Raw genomic sequence first — 22337 nt, forward strand, 5'->3', positions numbered from 1 at the left:
GGACTGCACCGGCTGGCGGCCGCAGACCGCCAGGGCACCCTCGCGCGGGAGTTCTCCCAGCACTTCGTCGATCAGGTCGCGGTAGAGCTTGAGCGCGTCGGCGCTGCGGCCGAGGCGGCCGAGGCTGATGCCGATCTCGTAGCGGGCGGCGAGGGTGTCGGCGTGGTCGGGGCCGAGCGCCTGGGCGCGGGCCTCGGCGACCTCGCCGTAGGTCTGGAGGGCCTCGGGCCAGCGGCCCAACTGGCCGAGCGCGTAAGCGACTTCATAGCGCGTGACCAGGGTGTCGGGGTGACCCGGGCCCAGCACGCGGGCGCGGGCGGCGACGACCTCGCAGGCCATGCGGTACGAGTCCTCCAGGCGGCCGAGCCTGCTGAGGTTGAAGGCGAGGTTGTGGCGGCAGCGCAGGGTGTCCGGATGGTCGGGGCCCATCGTGCGTTCCCGGGCGGCGAGTACGGACGTGTACACCTGGTGTGCGTCGAAGTGGCGGCCCAACTGGCCCAGGACGTAGGCCATTTCCTGCCGGGCGGCGAGTGTGTCGGCGTGGTCGGCGCCCAACGCCCGTTCCCTGGCGCGGGCGACGTGGGTGTACTCGTGCAGGGCGTCGGCGGCGCGGCCGGTGCGGCTGAGGGTGAAGCCGAGTTCGTAACGGCTGGCGAGGGTGTCGGGGTGGTCCGGGCCCAGCAGGTGCAGGCGTTCGGCGGCGACCGCGCGGTGCACCTCGCCGGCCTCCGCCCAGCGGCCCAGCCTCCCCAGGCTCAGGCCCGCGTTGTGGCGTCCGGCCAGGGCGTTGAGGGTCTCCGTGGGCGGTGCGGACGGTGACTCCGGCGCGGATTCCCCGGCGTGGCCGGTGGTCGGGCGGGCGATCCATTCGCCGGTGAGTCCGGCGCCCGCGTCCGGTGGGGTGGTGCGCAGTCCGGCGCCGGTCGCCTTGTGTCCGGTGGTCATCCCGCGCGTCCAGGACGGCAGGCGCGCTTCACGGGAAGCCGGTTCGGACGTCGGCTCGGACACCGGTTCGGACGGGCGCAGTTGGGGCTGCGGGGTCACAACGGTCGGTACGTACAGGGGTGTCGTACGACCCATGGTGATCCGGCGGCCCAACTCCCGCGCATCGTGCGGACGTTGTTCGGGGAGCTTGGCGAGCAGGTCGAGGATGACCTTCTCCAGGTACTCGGGCACTTCGGCCCGCTCTGCCCGCGGCGGGCGGGGCGGGGTGTCGCGGTGGCCGATGAGGATCGCCCAGGCGTCGCCGAGGTCGAACGGCGGCGCCCCGGTGGTGAGTTCGTACAGCACACAGCCGAAGGAGTAGAGGTCGCTGCGCTGGTCGACCTCGGTGCCGCTGATCTGTTCCGGCGACATGTAGTGCGGAGTGCCCATCGCGATGCCGGTGCCGGTCAGCCGGGAGGTGAACCCGATGTCGGCGCCGAGGCGGGCGATGCCGAAGTCGCAGATCTTCACCGTGCCGTCGGTCAGCCGCATGATGTTCGCTGGCTTCAAGTCCCGGTGCACGATGCCCTGTTGATGGCAGTAGGCGAGGGCGGATGCGACCTGGTCGGCGATCTCGACGACGTCACCGACGGGCAACGGCCGCTGCTCGTTGTCCTCCAGGAGCTGGCTGAGATTGCGGCCGTCGAGCAGCTCCATCACCAGATAGAGGACGCCGTCCGACTCGCCGAAGTCGTGGACGACGGTCACCCCGCGGTGCTGGAGCGCGGCGGCCACCCGGGCCTCACGCCGGAACCGTTCACGCAGGACTCGGGTGAACGACTGGTCGTGGTGCGGGTTCAGCGGCTTGAGGCACTTCACGGCGACATGCCGCCCCAGCGACTCGTCCCGCGCACGCCACACCTCGCCCATGCCGCCGCGCCCGATCAGATCGAGCAGGCGGTAGCGACCCTGGATCAGTCTGCTGTCCCCCATCTCCCGCGATCGCCCCCGTCGGTGTTCGTCCCGCCCTCCCCTGGCTCGTCCAGTATGGCGAGCGATCGCCCGACTTTGTACGGGGGCGGGCGCGAGCCGCGGCGAGCCGTGACACGGCACACAGGATGCGGCTGGGCGGGTGGTGCCGACGCACATGTGCGGGGACAGAGCGCAACAGGGTGCCTGTGGCGTTGAGTTGCCGGATGGCGATGGCGGGTACGGGGGCCGGCTTGTCGGGGCCCGGGGGCCGGTCCGCCGTAGAACTGATGGGCGTACGACGGCAGGGAGACGTACGGCCGGTGCTCCACGCGCCGTCGGAGCGCCTCGTGCGCTGGCACCAGGAGGGGTGTGCGGCGGGCGACCGCGCCTTCGACATCGTTGTCGAAAGCGCGGCCTGTCCGAGGCGCGGCCCTACGGGATGCGGCAAGCCCCGAGGGGGCACCGGACGCCGACGCCGGGGAGTACGGTCGGCCTACGGCGTGTAGATGGCGTCACTGCCGTACAACTCCCTGGTGAACGCGGAGACATCGGCGCTGCGATCGGCGCCGTCGAGGTTGTACGTCAGATAGACGCCGTACCCCTCGCTGACCGTGCGGGCGGCGAGGGCGGCGGCCGTGCTCTGCGAGGTCCCGCCGATCTGGACGGCCGCCGGCGACAGCTTCGACTTGGGCAGTGCGATGCCGGGGACCTGCCAGGTGCCGTAGTACGGGTTCCAGGCGTAGTCGAACTTGGACGAGACGTCGACGCCGCCGTACGACAGGCGCGACGCGGCCGGGCCGATGTTGTAGAGGCTGATGATCTTGTCCGGCATGTTGGCGCGCAGTGCCGACACCAGGTACACGAACGAGCTGGCGTTGGGCTGGCTGGTGCCGTTGTTGCCGTAGTCGGCGTACTCGTCGTCGAAGTCGATGCCGTCGAGGCCGTACTTGGTCACGGTGTCCGACAGTTGTTTCGCGAACACCGAAGCCGTCTGCTGGGACGGGAAGTTGGCGAAGCCCGCGCCCTGGTGGTTGCCGAGCACCGAGAGGACGACCTTGATGCCCTTCTGCTGCAACGGCCGTATCTGCGTGGCGGCGTTGTCGAGGACGCGTTGCACGTTCTCGTTGAAGTACAGGGTCCCCGCCTTCGTGCCCGTGTCGTAGTTGATGTTCGCCGCGAAGATCACGGCGACGTCGAAGACGTTACCGCCGCCGTTGGCGAGGGTGTACTTGCCGACGTTCAGCATGCTGTTGTTGTTCACCTCGACGTACGCCACCGAGGTCGGTCCTTGTTTCGCGGCAACGGGGGCCGCTGCCGCGCCGGTCGTGGCGGTCGCGCCGCAGGCGAGGGCCACGACGGCCGAGAGCGCGAGCACGGCCGCCCGCACTCTGCTCCGTATCGGAGTGAACATCGTTGATCGGTCTCCCATCGCATGGAGCGGCGCCCGACCTGTTCGCGAGCGCCGAGTGAGTCCCCCGATCTTTCCGCTTCCGTGACCGAATCCCCAGAACAATGCGAGAACTTTTCACGACCCCCACGCACGCACGTCGTGCCGTAACTCTGAGCGTGGGCAAGGGAGTTGCCAGAACGCCGCGATCACCGCCGGCACGAACGAACCAGACATGCACGCCGCGGATCCGCAGCACTGGACCAAGCGGTCAGCGGCCGGGCAGCACGCCCAGGAGGGTTGCGGTCAGGGCCTGCTTCAAGTAGCTGTTCAGCTCCAAGTGGAAGCGGGCCAGGTCGGGTTCGGCCTCGTAGGCCGCCCGCAGGCTGGGCGGGGGCGTGTTGTACGCCGCCAGCGCGCCGGCCATGAGCACGGTCTGAAGGCTGAACAGTGTCGCGTTCTCACCCAGCTCCGGCAGATACTTCTGGACCAGGGCGGACATGGTTGTCAGACGGTCCAGGGAGGCGCGCTTGTAGCGCGCCACGACCTCGACGGAGACGTTGTGTTCCAGCACGCTGCCCTGTGCGCCGAAGAGGTCGCACAGCACCACTCGGCCGGACAGTGTGCGGCTGAGGATCTCGGCCACCGCTGCCGCCCGCTCGGCCATGGGTAGATCTTCGTCGACGCCGGCGGCCAACTCGCCTGCCAGTTCCGTCAGCCACTCCCGCAGGAACTGGTCCAGCAGTTCCAGCAGCACCGCCTCGCGGGACTCGAAGTAGCGCAGCACGTTCGGCTTCGCCAGGCCCACCCGGCGGCTGAGCTCGTTCAGGGTGACCGCGGCCACGGGCATCTCGTCGAGCATCGCCGACGCCCCGTCGAGGATCGCCCGCCGGCGGATCTCCCGCTGCTCTTCGGTTCGCGCCCGCTGGAAAGTCACGATCACCAGCCTAACTTAGGTACCTGCGGTACGTTGACGACGTACCGAAAGTACTTTAACGTCGCCAACACAAGATACCTTCGGTACGTTAGATAGTCGGGAGCCTGACATGAGCGAGAAGTGGACGACAGGGAACATTCCGGACCAGCGCGGGCGGGTGGCCGTGGTGACCGGGGCCAACACCGGACTGGGGTACGAGACCGCCAAGGCGCTCGCCGAGCACGGGGCATCCGTGGTGCTCGCCGTGCGCAACGTCGAGAAGGGCGAACAGGCCGCGGCCGGCATGACCGGCGACGTGACCGCGCAGGCGCTGGACCTGACCTCGCTCGACTCCGTCCGGACCGCGGCGGCGGCGCTGCGGTCCCGATTCGACCGGATCGACCTGCTGATCAACAACGCCGGCGTGATGTACACCCCGAAGCAGACCACCCGGGACGGCTTCGAGATGCAGTTCGGCACCAACCACCTCGGCCACTTCGCGCTCACCGGGCTGCTGCTCGACCTGATGCTGCCGGTACCCGGCTCGCGCGTGGTGACGGTCAGCAGCACCGGCCACCGTATCCGGGCCGCGATCCACTTCGACGACCTCCAGTGGGAGCGGTCGTACAGCCGGGTCGCCGCCTACGGTCAGTCCAAGCTGGCCAACCTGATGTTCACGTACGAGCTACAGCGCCGGCTCGCCACGCACGGCACCACCGTCGCGCTGGCCGCGCACCCCGGCATCTCCAGCACCGAGCTCGCCCGCAACACCCCCGCGGCCCTCCGGCTTCCGCTCACCTGGCTCGCGCCGCTGATCACCCAGACGGCAGCGATGGGCGCACTGCCGACCCTGCGCGCCGCCACGGACCCCGCCGCGCTCGGCGGCCAGTACTACGGTCCCGGCGGACGCAACGAGATCAAGGGCCACCCCCGGCTGGTCACCTCCAGCCCGGAGTCGTACGAGGCAGCCGTACAGCAGCGGCTGTGGGCCGTCTCCGAAGACCTCACCGGGGTCAAGTTCCCCGTCGTTCGGTCCGAGCAGGACTCGTTTCCCTCCGGACCGGCCATCACGATGTAGCCGGCGGCGGCAGGAGAGGACTAACGCCGCACCCTCGGCATCCCCAACCCGATCCACGAGATGATCTCCCGCTGGATCTCGTTGTTGCCGCCGCCGAACGTGAAGATGACGGCGGAGCGATAGCCGCGCTCCAACTCACCGTGCAGGACGACGCCCGCCGAGCCCTCCTTCAGGGCGCCGGCCGCGGCGACGATCTCCATGAGCCAGGCGTAGGCGTCGCGGCGGGCCTCGGAGCCGTAGACCTTGACGGCGGAGGCGTCCTGTGGGGTGAGGGTGCCTTCCTGGACGGCGTTCACCATCTGCCAGTTGAGGAGTTTCATCGCGTCCAGCCTCGCGTGGGTGCGGGCGAGGAGGCGGCGGACCCAGGGGAGGTCGACGACGCGGCGGCCGTCGGCGAGCTTGGTCTCCATGGCCCAGTGCTGGACGTCGTGCAGGGCGCGGATCGCCATCGTGCCGTGGGCGGCGAGGGTGACGCGTTCGTGGTTGAGCTGATTGGTGATCAGGCGCCAGCCCTGGTTCTCCTTGCCGACGCGACGGGTGACGGGGACGCGGATGTTCTCGTAGTAACTCGCCGTGGTGTCGTGCGAGGCGAGGGTGTTGATCACCGTGCAGGAGTAGCCGGGGTCGGCGGTCGGGACCAGGAGCATGGTGATGCCCTTGTGCGGCGGGGCGTCCGGGTCGGTGCGCACGGCGAGCCAGACCCAGTCGGCGGTGTCGCCGTTGGTCGTCCAGATCTTCTGGCCGTTGACGACGTACTCGTCGCCGTCCCGTACGGCGCGCGTCTTCAGCGCGGCGAGGTCCGTGCCGGCGTCGGGCTCGCTGTAGCCGATCGCGAAGTCGATCTCGCCGGCGAGGATCTTCGGGAGGAAGTACGCCTTCTGTTCGTCGGTGCCGAACCGCATGATCGTCGGGCCGACCGTGTTGAGCGCCATCAACGGCAGCGGTACGCCCGCCTGCGCGGCCTCGTCGAAGAAGATGAACTGCTCCATCGGCGTCAGCCCGCGCCCGCCGTACTCCTCGGGCCAGCCGACACCGAGCCAGCCGTCCCTGCCGAGCCGGCGGATCGTCTCGCGGTAGAAGCGCTTCTGCGCGGCCGGGTCGGCGTAGCGCGAGTAGGCGTGGTCGGGCACCAACTCGGCGAAGTAGGCACGCAGTTCGGTACGCAGCCGCTGCTGCTCGGGCGTGTATTCGAGATGCACGGCGCCTCCAGGCTCCCCAAGGCCGGTCCTGACGGCGCACACCGTAGAACGTGTTCCAGAAATAGGGAATGGCGAGGTGGCAATGCTCCTCAAGAGGGCGTAGGCGCCCAGTAGTTCAGCGTCGGCGCCCGTCAGTTCAGCGTGGCCATGAACTCCGTGCACGCCCGCGCGCAGTCCCGGCACGCCTCCGCGTCCGCCTCGGCGCCCGGCTGCGCGTCGAGGATCTGCGCGCACTCCAGGCAGACGAGCAGGCACCACTTGGCCTGGAGGCGCATGGCGGACTCGTCCTGGTTCTGCTCGGCCAGCATCCGGCAGGTCGCGTCGCACACCTCCGCGCACAGCAGCGCCTTGCGTCGTACGAGTGCCTCGTGGTCGGTGACGTCCGGATCCGAGCGGCTGACGCGCAGCACGCAGGCCCGCGCACACTCGGTGCAGGCCTGCGCGCAGGCGAAGCGGTCCTCCAGGAACCGGACGAGTTCCTGTTGCGTGGTCATCGCTGTCACACGATCCGGGTTGCCGCCGCCGTCCACGGCAAACCCGGCAGAGCAGGCATCCGGGGTGCGCGCTCCCCCGCCGGTCAGTACGGTGCTGTCCAGGTGTTCGACCTTGGGCACGAGGAACCGCGCACGTCATCGAGGGGTTGAGGCAGCATGGCCGGCAAGAAGGCGACGAAGCTGCCGCGCGCGAAGTACGAGACCGAACTGCTGCGCCTACAGACGGAGTTGGTGAAGCTCCAGGAGTGGGTGCGGGCCGAGGGCGCGCGGGTGGTGATCGTCTTCGAGGGCCGGGACGCGGCGGGCAAGGGCGGCACCATCAAGCGGGTCTCCGAGCATCTCAACCCGCGTATCGCCCGGATCGCGGCACTGCCGAAGCCGACCGACCGTCAGCGCACCCAGTGGTACTTCCAGCGGTACGTCGAACATCTGCCGGCCGCCGGTGAGATCGTCCTGTTCGACCGCAGCTGGTACAACCGGGCCGGTGTCGAGCACGTGATGGGCTTCTGCACCAAGGAGGAGTACCAGCTGTTCCTGCGCCAGTGCCCCATCTTCGAGCGGATGCTGGTCGAGGACGGGATCGTGCTGCGCAAGTACTGGTTCTCGGTGAGCGACGACGTCCAGGAAGAGCGCTTCCGCCGCCGGCTGGACGATCCCGTGCGCCGCTGGAAGCTGTCGCCGATGGACCTGGAGTCCATCACCCACTGGGAGGCCTACTCCCGCGCAAAGGACGAGATGCTGGTGCACACCGACATCTCCGAGGCCCCGTGGTACGTCGTCGAGAGCGACGACAAGCGCCGGGCCCGTCTGAACATGATCGCCCACCTCCTCGGCTCCCTCCCCTACCACGAGGTGTCGCCGCCGGTCCTCGAACTCCCGCCCCGCCCGCCGTCCACCGGTTACCAACGCCCGCCGCGCGACCTTCAGACCTTCGTCCCGGACCACGCGGCGAGCCTCTGAGCCGGTCGGGGCGAAGAACACCATGTCCCGCGGCCCGGGAGGGCGCGCCCTGGAGTGGCGGCGCCTGACGCCCGGAATCGCCACGCTGGCCGGATACCGGCGCGCCTGGCTGCGCGGCGATCTGCTCGCCGGAGTCACGGTCGCCGCGTACCTCGTCCCCCAGGTGATGGCGTACGCCGGGGTCGCCGGCCTCCCGCCGGTCGCCGGCCTGTGGGCGATCCTCCCCGCGCTCGCCCTGTACGCCGTCCTGGGCTCCTCGCGGCTGCTCTCGGTCGGCCCGGAGTCGACGACCGCGCTCATGACGGCGACCGTGGTGGGCCCGCTCGCGGCCGGCGACCCGAGCCGCTACGCCACGCTGGCGGCGGCCCTGGCGATCACGGTCGGCCTCCTCTGCCTCGTCGCATGGGCGGTACGGCTCGGCTTCGTCGCCGACCTCCTCTCCCGCCCGGTCCTGATCGGCTACTTGGCGGGCGTAGCCCTGATCATGATCGTGGACCAACTCCCCAAGCTCACCGGGGTGTCGACGACAGGTTCGGCCTTCTTCCCCCAACTCTGGTCGTTCCTACGGCACTTGGGTCAACTCCACGCGCCCACGCTGGTGTTCGCCGCCGTCACGCTCGCGTTCCTGTTCACGGTGGCGCGCGTGTCCCGGATGGTGCCGGGCCCGCTGCTGGCCGTGGTGCTGGGCACGGCTGCCGTGGCCGCCCTCGACCTCGACGACCGCTACGGCATCAAGGTGATCGGCCACGTCCCGGCGGGACTTCCCACGATCGGCCTGCCGGACCTCACCCAACTCCCCCACCTGGTACTGCCCGCGCTCGGTGTCCTGCTCGTCGGCTACACCGACTTCATCCTCACGGCGCGCGCCTTCACCGGCGACGACGAGGACGAAGGCCCGGGCCTGGACGCCGACCAGGAGTTCCTGGCGCTGGGCGCGGCCAACCTCGGCGCAGGCGTCCTCCACGGCTTCCCGGTGAGCAGCAGCGCCAGCCGCACCGCGCTGGCCTCGTCGGCGGGCGCCCGCAGCCAGGCGTACTCGCTGATCGCCGGGGCGGTGGTCCTGGCCGTCCTCCTATTCCTGAGCCCGCTGCTGTCCCGCACCCCCTCGGCGGTGCTCGGCGCCCTCGTCGTCTACGCGGCCGTCCGCATGATCGACCTCACCGGCTTCCACCGCCTGGCCGCCTTCCGCCGCCGCGAACTCCTCCTGGCCCTCGGCTGCCTGGCCGGAGTGCTGGCCCTGGACATCCTCTACGGCGTGATCGTCGCCGTAGGCCTGTCGGTGGCGGAACTCCTCACCCGGGTGGCCCGTCCGCACGACGCCGTCGAGGGCCTGGTCCCCGGTGTCGCCGGCATGCACGACGTGGACGACTACCCGCAGGCCCGCACGATCCCCGGCCTGCTCGTCTACCGCTACGACTCGCCCCTCTTCTTCGCCAACGCGGAGAACTTCCGCCGCCGCGCCCTGGCCGCCGTAGCCCAACAGGCCGTCCCTGTCCGCTGGTTCGTCCTCAACGCCGAGGCCAATGTGGAGGTGGACATCACCGCCCTGGACGCGGTCGACGAACTCCGCCGCGAACTCGCCCACCGGGGCGTCGTGTTCGCCCTCGCCCGGGTCAAACAGGACCTCCTGGACGACCTGGAGGCGTACGGGCTGGTGGAATCCGTCGGCACGGACCACATCTTCCCGACCTTGCCCACGGCCGTGGCCGCGTATCGGGAGTGGAGCGGTGCGCCTGATCAGGGGGCGGCGGGGACGGCGACGTAGCGCCCGTTCTCGTCGTGGCGGGGCTCCGCAGGCCGAGACGGTTCCCGCCGCTGCGCACCGCGCCGCACAGGGCATGGCCGCGTCACCGAGCGGCGGGCACTGTGCCTGTCTCGGATCTGAGGAACTACGACGGCGCCTCGGTAGGCGTGCTGTCGTGGTCCGCCGTCAGCCGGCCGCTCGGGCCGAGGAGACCGCGGCGCGGGCCGCGCGTTCGACCGCCGCGATGCCGCCCGGCATCGACGCGTTGCCGTCGGAGAGGACCGCGACGAGGTAATGGTGTGTTCCCGAGGTGACCTGTCCGACGCTGTTGATGTCCCACAGGCCGGTGGTGCTGCGTTGCAGCCAGCCGTTCTTGAGCGCCCAGCCGGAGTCGGAGGCCGCCGAGACGCCCCATGACTGTCCGGCGGCGATGCGGGTCATCAGCGTACGGATGTAGTTCCGGGACGTCGTGGTCAGTGTGGGTTCGCTCGCGGACGAGGTCCCGCCGTCGGTGAACACCGCGCGCAGCAGGCGGATCTGGTCGGTCGCCGTGGTGCGCGTGAGTCCCCACGTGCCGCCGGCCCCACCCACCGTCGAGGACAGCCCGAGACGCTTGTTCACCGCCTCCAGGCCGGGTGCCAGACCGATCTGCCGCCAGAGCGCGGTCGCCGCGTCGTTGTCGCTGTGCTCGATCATCGCCTCGGCCCGGGTGCGCTCCTGCCGGGTGAGGCCGCGTCCGGCGTCCTGGGCCTGGAGGAGCAGCGTGGCGAGGATGTCGACCTTGATGATGCTGGCCGTGTCGTAGGGGACGTCCTTCCCCCACACCTGCGGCTTCCCGTCGGGGTGGTCCAGGTCCAGCACGGCGGTCGTCACGCGCGCCTCGCTCCGCGCGGTCGCCGGCGTGGTACCGGCTCCGGAACCCACCGGTGTCCCGGTGCCGGCTGCCGCGACCGGACCGACCGCACCGGCCGTGATCAGGGTGGTCACGAATCCGGTGAGAAGCGCCGCGCGGAAGCCGACGCGCCTGTGGCGTCGGCCGGGCATCCTCGCGCTGCGCGTGGCCGGTCGGGGGTTCGGGCGATACGGCATGGGGCCTCAACGGTTCGGGGACACAGGCCTGCGAACGTAGACGAGGCAGCGGTTCCGTGACGTGACGGGTGCCACGAAAAAGCCCTAACCGCACGTTTTGTGAAGATAGCCACAGCTCCAGGTCCGGCCTGCACCCGACCAGGCCACCACTCCCCTGACGGCCCCCGAACGGGCAGGCCATACCCGTTAGATAGGTTAGGCTCACCTAAGCCAGCGGAGATACTTCCTCCGGTTCTTGTTGTGCGTGTTCGCCGCGGTGGGCCCCCGACACGGCGGGCGCTCCGGCGAACACTCCGAGCCTCTCCTCCCAAGGATCCCTCCATGCGCCTGCCGCCCGCCGTCCCCGCGTCTCACCTGTCAGGTCGCCCGTGAGCGTCATGACGGAGTCCGCACCGCGAGGGCTGAGACCCGGGAAGCGCGTAGGTCGGCCTCGACGCACGCTCGTGCTCGGCACGGGACTCGCCCTCCTCGCCCTGCTGTTGGTCGCGACGACGGGGCTGAGCCTGGTGGTGGGATCGGGTCACGTGGCGCTGCACGATGTCGTCGACGGCGTGTTCACCCCGGACCGGTCCGTGCGCGGGCAGCTCGTCATCCAGGAGGTGCGGCTCCCGCGAACCCTGGCCGGGCTGCTGGCCGGTGTCGCCCTCGGGCTCGCGGGCACCGTGATCCAGGGGCTGACGCGCAATCCGCTCGCCGATCCGGGGCTCCTCGGCGTCAACGCGGGCGCGGCCGTGTTCGTGGTCTTCGCCATCAGCGTCCTGTCCCTGACCGAGCCCGGCCAGTACATCTGGTTCGGCTTCCTCGGTGCCTGTCTCGCCGCCGTGCTCGTGTACGGGATCGGCAGCCTCGGCCGCGAGGGAGCGACACCGGTGAAACTGGCACTCGCCGGCGCCGCCACGACGGCCGTGCTCTCCTCCCTGACCAGCGCCATGCTCCTCACCGACAGCCAGACCTTCGACCAGTTCCGGTTCTGGCAGGTGGGCGCGCTGGGCGGCCGTGACATCGATGTCCTACGGCAGGCGCTGCCGTTCGTCGTCGTGGGCGGTCTCCTGGCCAACGCCATGGGGCCCCGGCTCAACGGACTCGCCCTCGGCGACGACGTGGCCCGCGGCCTGGGCCAACGGCTGTCCACCACACGGGTGTTGGGCGCCGCGTCGGTCGTGCTGCTGTGCGGGGCCGCGACCGCCGTGGCCGGCCCGCTCGGCTTCGTGGGCCTGGCCGTGCCGCATGCCGCGCGGCTGGTCACCGGGCCGGACTACCGCTGGATCCTGCCGTACAGCGCCCTGCTCGCGCCGACCCTGTTGCTGCTCGCGGACGTCGTCGGACGCGTCGTGGCCCGGCCCGGCGAGGTCCAGGTCGGCGTGGTGACCGCGGCCCTGGGCTGCGTCCCGTTCATCCTCCTCGTCCGCCGTTCCGCACGGGCCGCGCTGTGAGCGGCCCGAACACCATGACGGAACGGCCGACCGCGGCAGCGGCGGCGGCCGGTCTGGGACGGCTGCGACGGCACCGCCGGCGCCGCTTCGGCACGGTGTGCCTCGCCCTCTCCCTCACCGTCCTGACGGCCCTGCTGGTGTCGCTCTGCACCGGTGACATCGCCCTGCCGGTGGGGGACGTCTGGGACACGCTGCTCGGCGGGGGCGACACCGGAAGCCGGTTCGTCGTCGTCGAACTGCGCCTGCCGCGCGCCCTGTTGGCCCTGCTGGTCGGGTTCACCTTCGGTCTGTCGGGGGCCGTGTTCCAGGCCCTGCTGCGCAATCCGCTGGCCAGCCCGGACGTCATCGGCGTCAGCTCGGGCGCCGCCGCTGCCGCCGTGCTGGCCTCGATGGTCTACGGCGTCAGCGGCATCGCGCTCTCGGGTACGGCCCTGGCCGGCGCCCTGGCGGCCGGGGCCGGCGTCTACCTGCTGGCCTGGCGGCGCGGTATCAACGGCCAACGCCTCGTGCTGATCGGCGTGGGCGTGGGCACCGGCCTGTCGAGCATCGTGTCGTATCTGATGACGCGCTCGGAGGTCACGGAGGCACAGAGCGCCTTCGTCTGGCTGGCGGGGAGTCTCAACGGCCGTTCCTGGCCGCAGTTCTGGCCCCTGTTCGGTGCTGTGGTCGCGCTCGCGCCGCTCACCCTTCTCGCCTCCCGGGCCCTGCCCGCCCTTCAGTTGGGCGACGGCACGGCGGCGGGCCTCGGGGCCCGGGTGGAACGCGACCGACTCGTCCTGCTCGGCTGCGCCACCGCGCTCGCCGGAGTGGCGACGGCCGCCGCGGGCCCGGTCGGATTCGTGGCGTTCGTCAGCCCGCCCATCGCCCGGCGCCTGCTGCCCGGACACGGTGCGGCACTGCTGCCGGCCGCGCTCACCGGCTCCGCCTTGGTGGGGCTGGCCGACCTCGCCGGTCAACACGCCCTGCCGCACACGCAGTTGCCGGTCGGCCTCGTCACCAGCGTCGTCGGAGCGCCGTATCTGCTCTGGCTGCTCGCGCGCGCCAACCGCGTCGGACAGGGCGGCTGACCGTGCGCCCAACCGACCTCCCCCGCTCACCCGGCACCGACAAGGAAAAGACGATGACCTCCTCCCACACGCTCCAGGCAAGGCAGTTGAGCCTCGGCTACGGCGAGCGCGAGATCGTCTCCCGTCTCGACCTGGCCCTGCCGCCCGGACGGATCACGGTCGTCGTCGGCCCCAACGCCTGTGGAAAGTCCACCCTGTTGCGCGCGATGGCCCGCCTGCTGCCGCCCCTGGCGGGATCCGTCCTGCTCGACGGACGCGACATCCACCGGACGCCGACGAAAGAGGTCGCCGCCGCGCTCGGTGTCCTGCCGCAGTCACCGGTGGCACCCGACGCCATCGTCGTCGCCGACCTCGTCGGCCGGGGCCGCTACCCGCACCAGGGCTGGTTCCGCCGCTGGACGCGGGCCGACGACGAGGCCGTAGCCGCCGCGATGCTCGCGACGGACGTCCTCGACCTCGCCGACCGGTCCGTCGACGAACTCTCCGGCGGACAGCGCCAGCGCGTGTGGATCGCCATGGCGCTGGCCCAGGAGACCGACGTACTCCTCCTCGACGAGCCGACCACCTACCTCGACATCAGCCACCAACTCGACGTCCTGGACCTGCTCACCGACCTCAACCGGGCCCGGGGCGTCACCCTCGCCCTCGTCCTGCACGACCTCAACCTCGCCTGCCGCTACGCCGATCACCTGATCGCGATGAAGGCGGGCCGCATCGTCGCCGAGGGGCCTCCCGGCGACATCGTCACCGAGTCACTTGTCCACGAGGTCTTCGGACTCCGCTCGGCGGTCATTCCCGACCCTGCGTCCGGAACGCCGATGGTCGTCCCGCTCGGCCGCCACCACGTCACGCCGTCCGGCTGACGACGTACCGCACAGCACCTGACGGTCCACCGCACAGAAAGAGCCACCATGTCCCCGGACACCAACTCCCCGCAGTCCTCCCCGATTCGGTCCGCCCTCCGCTCGCGCAGAACCCGGCGTGCGCTGACCGGTGCCCTCGCCCTCACGCTGCTGGGCACCGTCGCCGCCTGCGGCTCCTCCTCGGACGACGCCGACACCGCGTCAGCGTCCACGTCGAAGTCAGCCTCCGGCGCCTTCCCCGCGAAGGTCGCCACCAAGTTCGGTACGGTCACGGTGAGTTCGCAGCCCAAGCGGGTGGTGGCGCTGGGCTGGGGCGACGCCGAGACCGCCCTCGCGCTCGGCGTGCAGCCGGTCGGCGAGAGCGACTGGCTCGCCTTCGGCGGTGACGGCGTGGGTCCCTGGGCCAAGGGGATGTACGACAAGGGCCCCGAGAAGATCGGCACCCTGGAGCCCGAGTACGAGAAGATCGCGGCGCTCAAGCCCGACCTCATCCTCGACGTCAAGTCCAGTGGCGACCAGACCCGTTACGACACTCTGAGCAAGATCGCCCCGACCATCGGGGTGCCGAAGGGCGGCGACCAGTACAAGATCTCGTGGCAGCGGCAGACCACGATGGTCGCGCAGGCGTTGGGGCTCGCCGCCGAGGGCAAGAAGCTGATCTCCGGTACGGAGGCGAAGTCCGCGGCCGCCGCCAAGGCCCACCCCGAGTTCAAGGACAGGACCATCACGGTCGGGTCCCGCACCTCCAGCGGCTGGGGCGCCTACGTCAAGGGCACGGCCCGCATCGACTTCGTCCAGGCACTCGGCTTCCGCAACAACCCGAAGGTCGACGCAAAGGCGGGGTCCGCGTTCTCCGTCCCGGTCTCCGAGGAGAACCTGGAGCTGCTGAACGCCGACCTGATCGTGATGGCACCGATCGGCGTCAAGGCCACCAAGATCACGTCCGATCCGCTGTACAAGTCCCTGCCCGCGGTGGAGGCGGGCCACTCGGTCGTCTTCGACGACACGAACCTGAGCCAGGCCTTCGCCACGAACACGGTCCTGTCGGTGGGGTACGCGGTGGAACACGTTGTCCCGCTGTTCGCGAAGGCGCTGACGCAGACGCAGACGCGCTGATCGGCGGTCCGGGCCACGCCGTGTCGGGGCGTGGCCCGGGACCCTATGGGGTGCGGGGCCGGTCGCGGAGGGGCGGCGTCCTCGGCGGATGCGACGTCCCGGACGCCGTACCGGACGCCGTACCGGACTTGGATTTTCGAGTCGCTACGGAGCGGACCTGCCACCCGGTCCAATGCGTCGCCGTCGATGCAGCCCACCACACGCCGCACAGATCGGGAGAGGGTCGAGCACGCCCCGGGATGCGGGAACCACGGGGCGCCGAGAACTCCATGAAGTCGGACGAGCACGTCATCCGCCCGCCGCAGCCACAGCCCCGGCCCCGGCCTCTGCCTCTGCCTCTGCCTCTGCCTCCCAGCGCAACAAGTCTCCCGGCTGGCACTCAAGCACCTCGCAGAGCGCCGCGAGCGTCGCGAAGCGCACCGCCTTGGCGCGGCCGTTCTTGAGCACCGCCAGGTTGGCGGGTGTGATCCCCACCCGGTCGGCGAGTTCGCCCACGGACATCTTCCGCTTGGCCAGCATCACGTCGATGTCGACGGCGATCGGCATCAGATCACCTCGTCCAACTCGGCCTGCATCCGCGCCGCTTCGGCGTCGCGCGCGACGGCCTGCGCGAGCAGCATCCGCAGCACGAGCACGATGAGCGCGACCCCCAGGATGGCCACGCCGACCCCGCCCATGATGAGGGTCACGCCGGGATCGTCCCGCTGGCCCGGCGCGTTGACGGCCGTGACCGCGAACCACACGAGGGCAGCCGCCACGATCGCGCCGATCACACCGTCCACGTACCGGAAGGCGACGTCGGAGAACACGGTGCCGCGTCGCACCATCGCCACCAGCCGCCATACGCAGACCAGGGCGACCTGGACCGACACCATGCCCAAGATCGTGATCACGCGCAGCGCGGTCAGCGGGAGCGACCCGTCCTCGGGATCGTTCCCACTGATCAACACCCACAGCATCAGCGTCTGTACGAACACGGTGCCGACGAGCACCACCACGAGCACGGCGCGCAGCGCACCCACTGTCAGCTTTCCCACGGCCCGCCCTTCCATCGACCCACGATGGAAATCTATCGAGATTCGATAGGTCAAGCAAGGGCCGGGACGATGTCGGGGATGGTGGCGCAGTACCGGCTCGACAGCGGGTCGAGAGCGGAAGACGACTGCCGGGCCACCGGCCCCGGCATCTAGGTCACATTGCCGATGCCAGCGCAAAAGCGCTCCTCATAAGGTCACAGGCATGCCACACCGATGAAGCCGCCCGAGCGCGGCCGGGCCCGCCGAACGAGCCGAACTCCCTACGGCCACCTGTTCGTTGGCGCCTGCCGCCCTCGCGTAGCAGCTCGGCGGTGAGCTCTCCGTCGGACCCGTTCCACCAACCCCATGCCTGAGGAGTCCCATGAGTACCGATGTTTCCCGCCGGCGGGTACTGGCCGCCGGAGCGGCGATGGCCGGGTCGGCGGCGCTGATCGCCGGCTCGGAAGGAACGGCCGGCGCAGCGACGGCCACCAGCGGTACCGGTGAGGAGAAGTCGAAGGTGAAGCCCACGATCGTCCTGGTGCACGGCGGCTACGCCGATTCGTCCTGCTGGAACGCCACCATCCACGAGTTGCAGGACAAGGGCTACACCACCGTCTGCGGGTCGAACCCGCTGCGGGGTATTCCGACCGACGCCCCGTACATCGCGAGTCTGCTGGACTCCATCAGCGGACCGGTCGTGCTGGTCGCGCACTCCATGGGCGGAACGGTCATCACGAACGCCGCTGCCGGTAAGGCGAACGTCAAGGCGCTGGTCTACATCGCGGCGTTCGTGCCCGACGTGGGCGAGACGCAGGGCGAACTCATCACCAAGTTCCCCGGCAGCGAGGTCGAACCGGTGAGTGTGCCGGTCCCGTACACGAAGGCCGACGGTACGACGGGAACCGATCTGTACCTGAGCACGGACGGCCAGGCGGCCTTCGCCGCCGACATCTCCACCGCCGACTTCCGGGTCCTGCAAGCCACGCAGCGGCCGTTCGACGCCGAATCCTTCGTCTTCCCGACCACGGCCGCGGCCTGGAAGACGATCCCCTCGTGGGGCCTGGTCGCAGGCCAGGACAAGGCGATCCCGCCGGCGTGCGAGCGCTGGATGTACAGCCGCGCGAACGCGCGCAAGATCGTCGAAGTACCGCGCTCCTCCCACGTCGTGATGATCAGTCACCCCAAGGCCGTCGCCGACCTCATCACGGACGCCGCCAGGACGGTCAGCTGACGATCACGACGAGTACCCCGGTCCACCACACGACGGACCGGGGCCCGCTCCCATCAAGCCGAACGGGCAACGGCCTTTGGAGTTAAGGCGGTTGGGAGCACACCCGAACCCGGACCGCGTACTACACCGCGGACGGCATGCCCGAGGAAGAACTCACCGACCCCAGCGCATGGAGGCAACTGCGCGACGCCCGGGCCCAGGTGCCGACTGCGCCGAAGGCGTACTGAAGTACTGAAGTACTGGAGTGCTGGAGTGCTGGAGTGCTGGGCGTCCAATGCCCGTGCGCAGGGCTTCTACGCCCGAAACGGCTGACGGCCGGATGGAGCGCGCCGTCCGGGGCCGTTGGACCAGGACTACGTCCGGCTGCGGCTGAAGCTCGTATCTCACGGCTTCTGAGCGGGACTGACGCGACAGCCCGCAGACAGCAGGGTGGGGACATGGCCGCGCGGACCTGTTCGAGCTCCACGCATCAAACAGCTCGCGTGGCCGTCTATATGACGTGTCCCCGCACTCACCCGACCAAGGTCAATCGCAGGTTGGCTGGTTAGGGTCGGAGGCATGACGTCACCTCCTACCGACAGTGTCTTCGACTCGCTCCACCTCGACGCCGTGCGCGACGAGGACGCGCTGCGCGAGGTCTACGGACTCCCGCGCGGCACGGCCAGGCGCAAACAGATGACCGAACTCACCGAGCAGACAAGACAGTTGATCGGCTGCGCATCGCTGGTACTGGTCGCCAGCACGGACGCCGAGGGCAACTGTGACGTCTCCCCGCGCGGCGGCCCCGCCGGGTTCGTGGCCGTCCTGGACGCGCGCACGGTGGCGATACCGGACGCGACCGGCAACAAGCGTCTGGACACCCTTGAGAACGTCGTCGCGACCGGACGGGCCGGGCTGCTGTTCGTCATTCCGGGGCGCACCACGACGCTCAGGGTGAACGGCCGGGCCTGTATCTCCACCCGCCCGGAGCTGCTGTCGCAGCTGACCGCCGTGGGCAAGCCGCCGGCCAGTGCGCTGGTGGTAGGGATCGAGGAGGTCTACCCGCACTGCCCCAAGGCGCTCCTGCGCAGCGCGGCCTGGAAGCCGGAACAGTGGCTGCCGGCGGACGCCCAGCCGACCTCCGCCGAAGTGACGCTGGCCCAGTTGCGGATGCCGGAGCTGACGATCGCCGACATCGAGCAGGCGGAGGCGGACTCGCTGAAGTACCGGTACGAGTAACGCGCCGACCCGCGCTTCCAAAGCCACCGGCACAGCCACCAGCAGACCGTGCCGATCAGGACTCCCGACAGGCCGCTAGTTCTTCTAGTTCTTCTAGTTCTTTTGCAGGGCGCGGGTGACACCCGCCACGACGGCGGTCGTCAGCACCCAGCCGAAGGCGATCAGCAGGTAGGCCAGCCACTGAAGGCTGCCGTTCGACCAGTACCAGGCCGTGCGCTGGCCCAGGCCGCCGATGGGGATCAAGAGGTCCAGCGTGTAGACGAGGGGCTGGAACGGGGCGCCTTCGCCTCGTTGGACCGGAGTGGGGGCGTGCGTCCTGAAGGACAGCGTGCCCAGCAGGGTCAGCGCGAGGAGCCAGACGCCGGCCAGCCAGGGGCGGTACCCGTAACCGACGGTCACGTCGAGCAGGTGCCCCCACACGCGCGCGACCCGGGGCAGAGTCCGACGCCGATGGCGTTGTCTGGCCAGGAGTACGCGGCGGGCTTCGTCGTCGTGACCGGCCTTCCGGTACCAGCTCGCCAACTGTTCGTAGGGCTGGGGGTTGTAGCCGGGGCTGCGTCGTATCCATGCCACGCGGGAGTCCACGGAGTTCCGCCGGCCCGACGCCTGCCTCCGTTCGCCCGGCTCGTCCACCTCGATGGAGTCGATGGGGTCGAGGGAGCCGTAGACGAAGCCTTCCAGCTCCACCACGTCCGGCCAGCTCTGCTCACTGTCGTAGAGGTGGGTCACCTGCGCGCCACGCAGATCCACCGTGCCGGACGGCGGCCGGGCCAGGGTGAGGTCGACGTCGACGGCCTGCATGAGCCTACAAGTCAGGGCCGGCCCGGCACCGCCCGGCGGCCCGTTCAGGACGGCCCCTTCGAAGCTCAGGCTGTCCGAGATCTGGGTACGCCGCAGGTGCACGGTCCCGTTCGCGGTGAATCCGTCGGAGAAGTCGAGCCTTGAGACCACGGCGTTGTCCATCGCGAGCGCCACTCCGCCGGGTCCCGGGTCTTCCAGCTGTGCGCCCCGCATGAACAGTCCGCCCGGCAACTGCGCCCCCATCAACCGGACTTGACCTCGCGCGACGAAACCGCCCCGGCAGAAGACGCCCCCTTCCATGACCAGTCCACCGGCGGCCACGGCCCATCCTCCCGGCGCGCTGATGTGGGCCCCGTTCAGGAGCATGCCCCCAGTCACCCGGGCGTCGCTCAGTGACAGGGCGGTGCTCACGTGGTTGAAGGGCGAGGAGGCGAGGCTTTCCACGACGGATCCCCGCAGGTCGAGATTTCCCTCGACGCGGGCCGAATCGGCTTCGATGCCGGGCACCCGGCCGCGCGTGATCACGAGCGTCCGCAACGACGCTCCGAGAAGATTCACCGACTCCTCGAACCAGCAGCCCTCGAGCCACAGGGCGTGAGCGATCTGCGCTCCGGCCAGGTCGAGGTGTCCGGATATCCGCGCACCGGCGAGCCTCAGACACGCTACGGCGCCCGATTCCACGGTGTTCGCACCCAGCAGGAGCGCCACGATCACGGTGGCCCGAACCGTCCGCCCGGGACCCCACTGCCCACCCTCGGCGACCCGGTCGTCCTCGGGCACACCCGCGCGCAGGTCCACAGGGCGCCCCTCCGGGAACGCGTCCCACAGTTCACGCTCCGGTGAGGTCAACTCGTCGTAGGAGAGCACCAGTTCAGAGTAGTGATCTTCGATGCGCCCCTACTACCGGGACCGCCGGCCACCAACCCCGGCCCAGTCGCCGGGGTTGGTGATCGAGTAGCTCTCCTGCCCAGCGATCCGCAAGGCACGGGATCAGTGCCGCCCCGACCGGCCGGTATCGCCTATCGGCAGCCGCCTACCCGACGGTCCGCCCTCACTTCAGATGCCGTCCGAAGAACCGGTCCCCGTCCTCCCTCTCGAACCACGGCGTCCCGGTGTGCCCGCCCAGATTGGCGTGCAGCGTCTTCTCCTTGGAACCGAAGGCGTCGAACAGGTCCAGGGCCCGCTGCCGAGGGTTCCCCTCGTCGTCCCACTGCAGGAGGAACAGCAGCGGAATGCCGACCTGCCGGGCCTCCTCGCGCTGGGCGCGCGGCACATAACCCCCGGCGAAGAAACCGGCGGCCGCGATGCGCGGCTCGGCCACCGCCAGCCGGATGCCGAGGGCGGTCCACCCCGCGTACCCGACCGGGCCGCCGATCCCGGGCAGCGCGAGGAGGGCGTCCAGGGTTGTCCGCCATTCCGGGACCGCCTTCTCGACCAACGGGCCGACGAAGGACTCGAAGATGTCATCGACGGGCTCACCCGCCCGCATCGCCCGGCGAAGGTCCGCGCGGCCCTGCTCGTCGGCGGCGGAACGAGGCCGTTCACCGCACCCGGCGGCGTCGATGGTGGCCACCGCGTAGCCGGACGCCGCGGACAGCCGGGCCCGGGCCACCAGCCGGGGTTCCGCCTTGGGCAGGCCGTTGTTGTGGGCCATCAGGACCAGCGGGGCCGGTGCGACGGATTCGGGCGTCCACAGGGTGCCGGGGATCTCGCCGAGGGTGAATTCGCGTTCGAGGACGCCGTCTTCGAGGCGTCGCTCGGAAGTGAAATGCATGGTCGTGCCTTTCGGGAGAGCTGCTCTACGGCGCTCCCGGACGACCTATCGCCCGACCGTGACCCCGGAGGAGAGCACCCATGTCGACATTGCGTTCACGGGTACCACCTCCTCGTTCTCTCGCACGGCCTCCGCGAAAGTAGCAGTGGCCGCCATGGTCCACCAACGGGTTTTCGCGAAGGCTCCGTGGCCGGACACCGCCTCACCCCACCGGATGCCGCCTCATCACCGGATATCGGCCCCACCACATGGGACCGGGTGTCACTCCTCATCGCCGGCCGCCGTCAGCTCGACCTCCGTCACACCGTCGTTCTGGAACAGCTCGGACGTCAACTGACCGGCGTCGGCCGCCCCTTCCAGCCGCAACAGCACCCGCGCGGCCGGATCCGCCCGCTCCGGCAACCGATCGACCTTGACCTCCTGAATACGAAACCCCCTCCGCGTACACGTCTCCATCAACTGCGGCAGCAGCGCCGTACCGGTCCGATAGGTCAGCCGTACCTCAAACGACCCCGGATCGGCGCCGGGCATCATGTGCGCGAAGAGCCGCGGGTATCCGCGTACGACGAGAAAGTGCACGGCGGTCGTGGCCAGCGCGAGGATCGGCAGGCCGCCACCGCACGCCATACCCACCGCGCAGGTGAGCCAGATGGTCGCGGCGGTCGTCAGCCCCCGTACCGCGTCCCGTCGTACGAAGATCAGGCCGCCACCGATGAACCCGATCCCGGAGACGATCTGGGCCGCCACGCGGGACGGGTCGAAGGAGACGTTGTCCAGGCCGAGGACGTTGGTGAAGCCGTGCTGGGAGACCTCCATCATCAGCGCGCTGGCGATCCCGACCAGCGTGTGCGTGCGCAGCCCGGCGCTCTTCTGCTGTGACGCCCGCTCCCAGCCGATCAGGGTCGACAGCAGCAACGCCAGCCCCAGTTCGGCGAGTTGGCGCAGCCCCTGCCCATTGCTCACGTCCCACAACGGGACCGCCAGTCCGGCCACCCCGCACCTCCCTTCCGGCTCCTTGCCCCGACAGTGCCTCTACGCCCCTACCCGGCCGG

Annotated in this window: 20 protein-coding genes; 9 read left to right on the top strand and 11 right to left on the bottom strand. The window is 70.1% G+C overall.

Features of this window, described 5'->3' with window-relative positions:
• From ACNFOC_RS16430 to ACNFOC_RS16440, 3 genes are all read right to left on the bottom strand, one after another.
• Positions 1-1917 (bottom strand): serine/threonine-protein kinase (locus ACNFOC_RS16430; protein WP_416959847.1); only part of this gene is annotated, 1917 nt, incomplete at its 3' end.
• Positions 1918-2389: 472 nt separating this feature from the next.
• Entirely contained in the window at positions 2390-3307 is a 918-nt protein-coding gene (locus ACNFOC_RS16435; protein ID WP_416959848.1) for an endo-beta-N-acetylglucosaminidase H, read from the bottom strand.
• Between the two features lie 247 nt (positions 3308-3554).
• Complete coding sequence (locus ACNFOC_RS16440; protein ID WP_416959883.1) at positions 3555-4220, bottom strand: TetR/AcrR family transcriptional regulator; 666 nt, start codon at positions 4218-4220, stop codon at positions 3555-3557.
• A gap of 109 nt (positions 4221-4329) precedes the next feature.
• Here ACNFOC_RS16440 and ACNFOC_RS16445 point away from each other — a divergent pair, with 109 nt between their 5' ends.
• Positions 4330-5277: an SDR family NAD(P)-dependent oxidoreductase gene (locus ACNFOC_RS16445; protein ID WP_416959849.1), complete on the top strand. Its 948-nt coding sequence runs from the start codon at positions 4330-4332 to the stop codon at positions 5275-5277.
• Positions 5278-5297: 20 nt separating this feature from the next.
• Here the strand turns inward: ACNFOC_RS16445 and ACNFOC_RS16450 are convergent, their stop codons facing one another.
• A complete protein-coding gene (locus tag ACNFOC_RS16450) occupies positions 5298-6476 on the bottom strand; it encodes an acyl-CoA dehydrogenase family protein (RefSeq protein ID WP_416959850.1) in 1179 nt (392 codons plus the stop codon).
• Positions 6477-6607: 131 nt separating this feature from the next.
• Entirely contained in the window at positions 6608-6970 is a 363-nt protein-coding gene (locus ACNFOC_RS16455; RefSeq protein ID WP_416959851.1) for a four-helix bundle copper-binding protein, read from the bottom strand.
• A gap of 156 nt (positions 6971-7126) precedes the next feature.
• On the opposite strand from ACNFOC_RS16455, the gene ppk2 reads away from it, so the two are divergent.
• Both ppk2 and ACNFOC_RS16465 read left to right on the top strand, forming a co-directional pair.
• Positions 7127-7930 carry a polyphosphate kinase 2 gene (gene ppk2, locus ACNFOC_RS16460; protein WP_416959852.1) on the top strand — a complete coding sequence of 268 codons (804 nt, stop codon included), beginning with the start codon at positions 7127-7129 and terminating at the stop codon, positions 7928-7930.
• A 22-nt stretch (positions 7931-7952) separates the two neighbouring features.
• Positions 7953-9695, top strand: coding sequence for a SulP family inorganic anion transporter (locus tag ACNFOC_RS16465; RefSeq protein WP_416959853.1), 1743 nt, complete (start codon positions 7953-7955; stop codon positions 9693-9695).
• A 165-nt stretch (positions 9696-9860) separates the two neighbouring features.
• On the opposite strand, the gene ACNFOC_RS16470 is transcribed toward ACNFOC_RS16465, so the two are convergent.
• The gene (locus tag ACNFOC_RS16470; RefSeq protein WP_416959854.1) at positions 9861-10718 is read right to left on the bottom strand and encodes a serine hydrolase; all 858 of its coding nucleotides are present in this window, start codon (positions 10716-10718) and stop codon (positions 9861-9863) included.
• A 422-nt stretch (positions 10719-11140) separates the two neighbouring features.
• Between ACNFOC_RS16470 and ACNFOC_RS16475 the strand changes: the two genes are divergently transcribed.
• From ACNFOC_RS16475 to ACNFOC_RS16490, 4 genes are read left to right on the top strand one after another with little or no spacing between them, the layout of a single operon-like run.
• Positions 11141-12196, top strand: coding sequence for a FecCD family ABC transporter permease (locus tag ACNFOC_RS16475; protein ID WP_416959855.1), 1056 nt, complete (start codon positions 11141-11143; stop codon positions 12194-12196).
• A gap of 14 nt (positions 12197-12210) precedes the next feature.
• A complete protein-coding gene (locus ACNFOC_RS16480; protein ID WP_416959856.1) occupies positions 12211-13263 on the top strand; it encodes a FecCD family ABC transporter permease in 1053 nt (350 codons plus the stop codon).
• Positions 13264-13316: 53 nt separating this feature from the next.
• Positions 13317-14126, top strand: a complete 810-nt coding sequence (locus ACNFOC_RS16485; protein WP_416959857.1) for an ABC transporter ATP-binding protein — start codon at positions 13317-13319, stop codon at positions 14124-14126.
• 48 nt (positions 14127-14174) lie between these two features.
• A complete protein-coding gene (locus ACNFOC_RS16490) occupies positions 14175-15242 on the top strand; it encodes an iron-siderophore ABC transporter substrate-binding protein (RefSeq protein WP_416959858.1) in 1068 nt (355 codons plus the stop codon).
• Positions 15243-15530: 288 nt separating this feature from the next.
• Here the strand turns inward: ACNFOC_RS16490 and ACNFOC_RS16495 are convergent, their stop codons facing one another.
• Positions 15531-15788, bottom strand: coding sequence for a helix-turn-helix domain-containing protein (locus tag ACNFOC_RS16495; protein WP_416959859.1), 258 nt, complete (start codon positions 15786-15788; stop codon positions 15531-15533).
• A complete protein-coding gene (locus ACNFOC_RS16500) occupies positions 15788-16279 on the bottom strand; it encodes a DUF2975 domain-containing protein (protein ID WP_416959860.1) in 492 nt (163 codons plus the stop codon). Before ACNFOC_RS16500 ends, ACNFOC_RS16495 begins: the two co-directional genes overlap by 1 nt.
• A gap of 361 nt (positions 16280-16640) precedes the next feature.
• On the opposite strand from ACNFOC_RS16500, the gene ACNFOC_RS16505 reads away from it, so the two are divergent.
• Positions 16641-17492, top strand: coding sequence for an alpha/beta hydrolase (locus tag ACNFOC_RS16505; RefSeq protein WP_416959861.1), 852 nt, complete (start codon positions 16641-16643; stop codon positions 17490-17492).
• A gap of 558 nt (positions 17493-18050) precedes the next feature.
• On the top strand, positions 18051-18710 hold the full coding sequence (locus tag ACNFOC_RS16510) for an MSMEG_1061 family FMN-dependent PPOX-type flavoprotein (protein ID WP_416959862.1): 660 nt from the start codon (positions 18051-18053) through the stop codon (positions 18708-18710).
• Positions 18711-18803: 93 nt separating this feature from the next.
• Here ACNFOC_RS16510 and ACNFOC_RS16515 read toward each other — a convergent pair whose 3' ends face one another.
• The 3 genes from ACNFOC_RS16515 to ACNFOC_RS16525 all read right to left on the bottom strand — a co-directional run bounded on the left by ACNFOC_RS16515 (position 18804) and on the right by ACNFOC_RS16525 (position 22278).
• The gene (locus ACNFOC_RS16515) at positions 18804-20378 is read right to left on the bottom strand and encodes an oxidoreductase (RefSeq protein ID WP_416959863.1); all 1575 of its coding nucleotides are present in this window, start codon (positions 20376-20378) and stop codon (positions 18804-18806) included.
• Positions 20379-20562: 184 nt separating this feature from the next.
• A complete protein-coding gene (locus tag ACNFOC_RS16520) occupies positions 20563-21285 on the bottom strand; it encodes a dienelactone hydrolase family protein (RefSeq protein ID WP_416959864.1) in 723 nt (240 codons plus the stop codon).
• 261 nt (positions 21286-21546) lie between these two features.
• Positions 21547-22278, bottom strand: a complete 732-nt coding sequence (locus ACNFOC_RS16525; RefSeq protein ID WP_416959865.1) for an MgtC/SapB family protein — start codon at positions 22276-22278, stop codon at positions 21547-21549.
• Positions 22279-22337 lie beyond the last annotated feature (59 nt).

It is taken from the genome of Streptomyces colwelliae (assembly GCF_048158785.1).
Classification (GTDB): Bacteria; Actinomycetota; Actinomycetes; order Streptomycetales; family Streptomycetaceae; genus Streptomyces.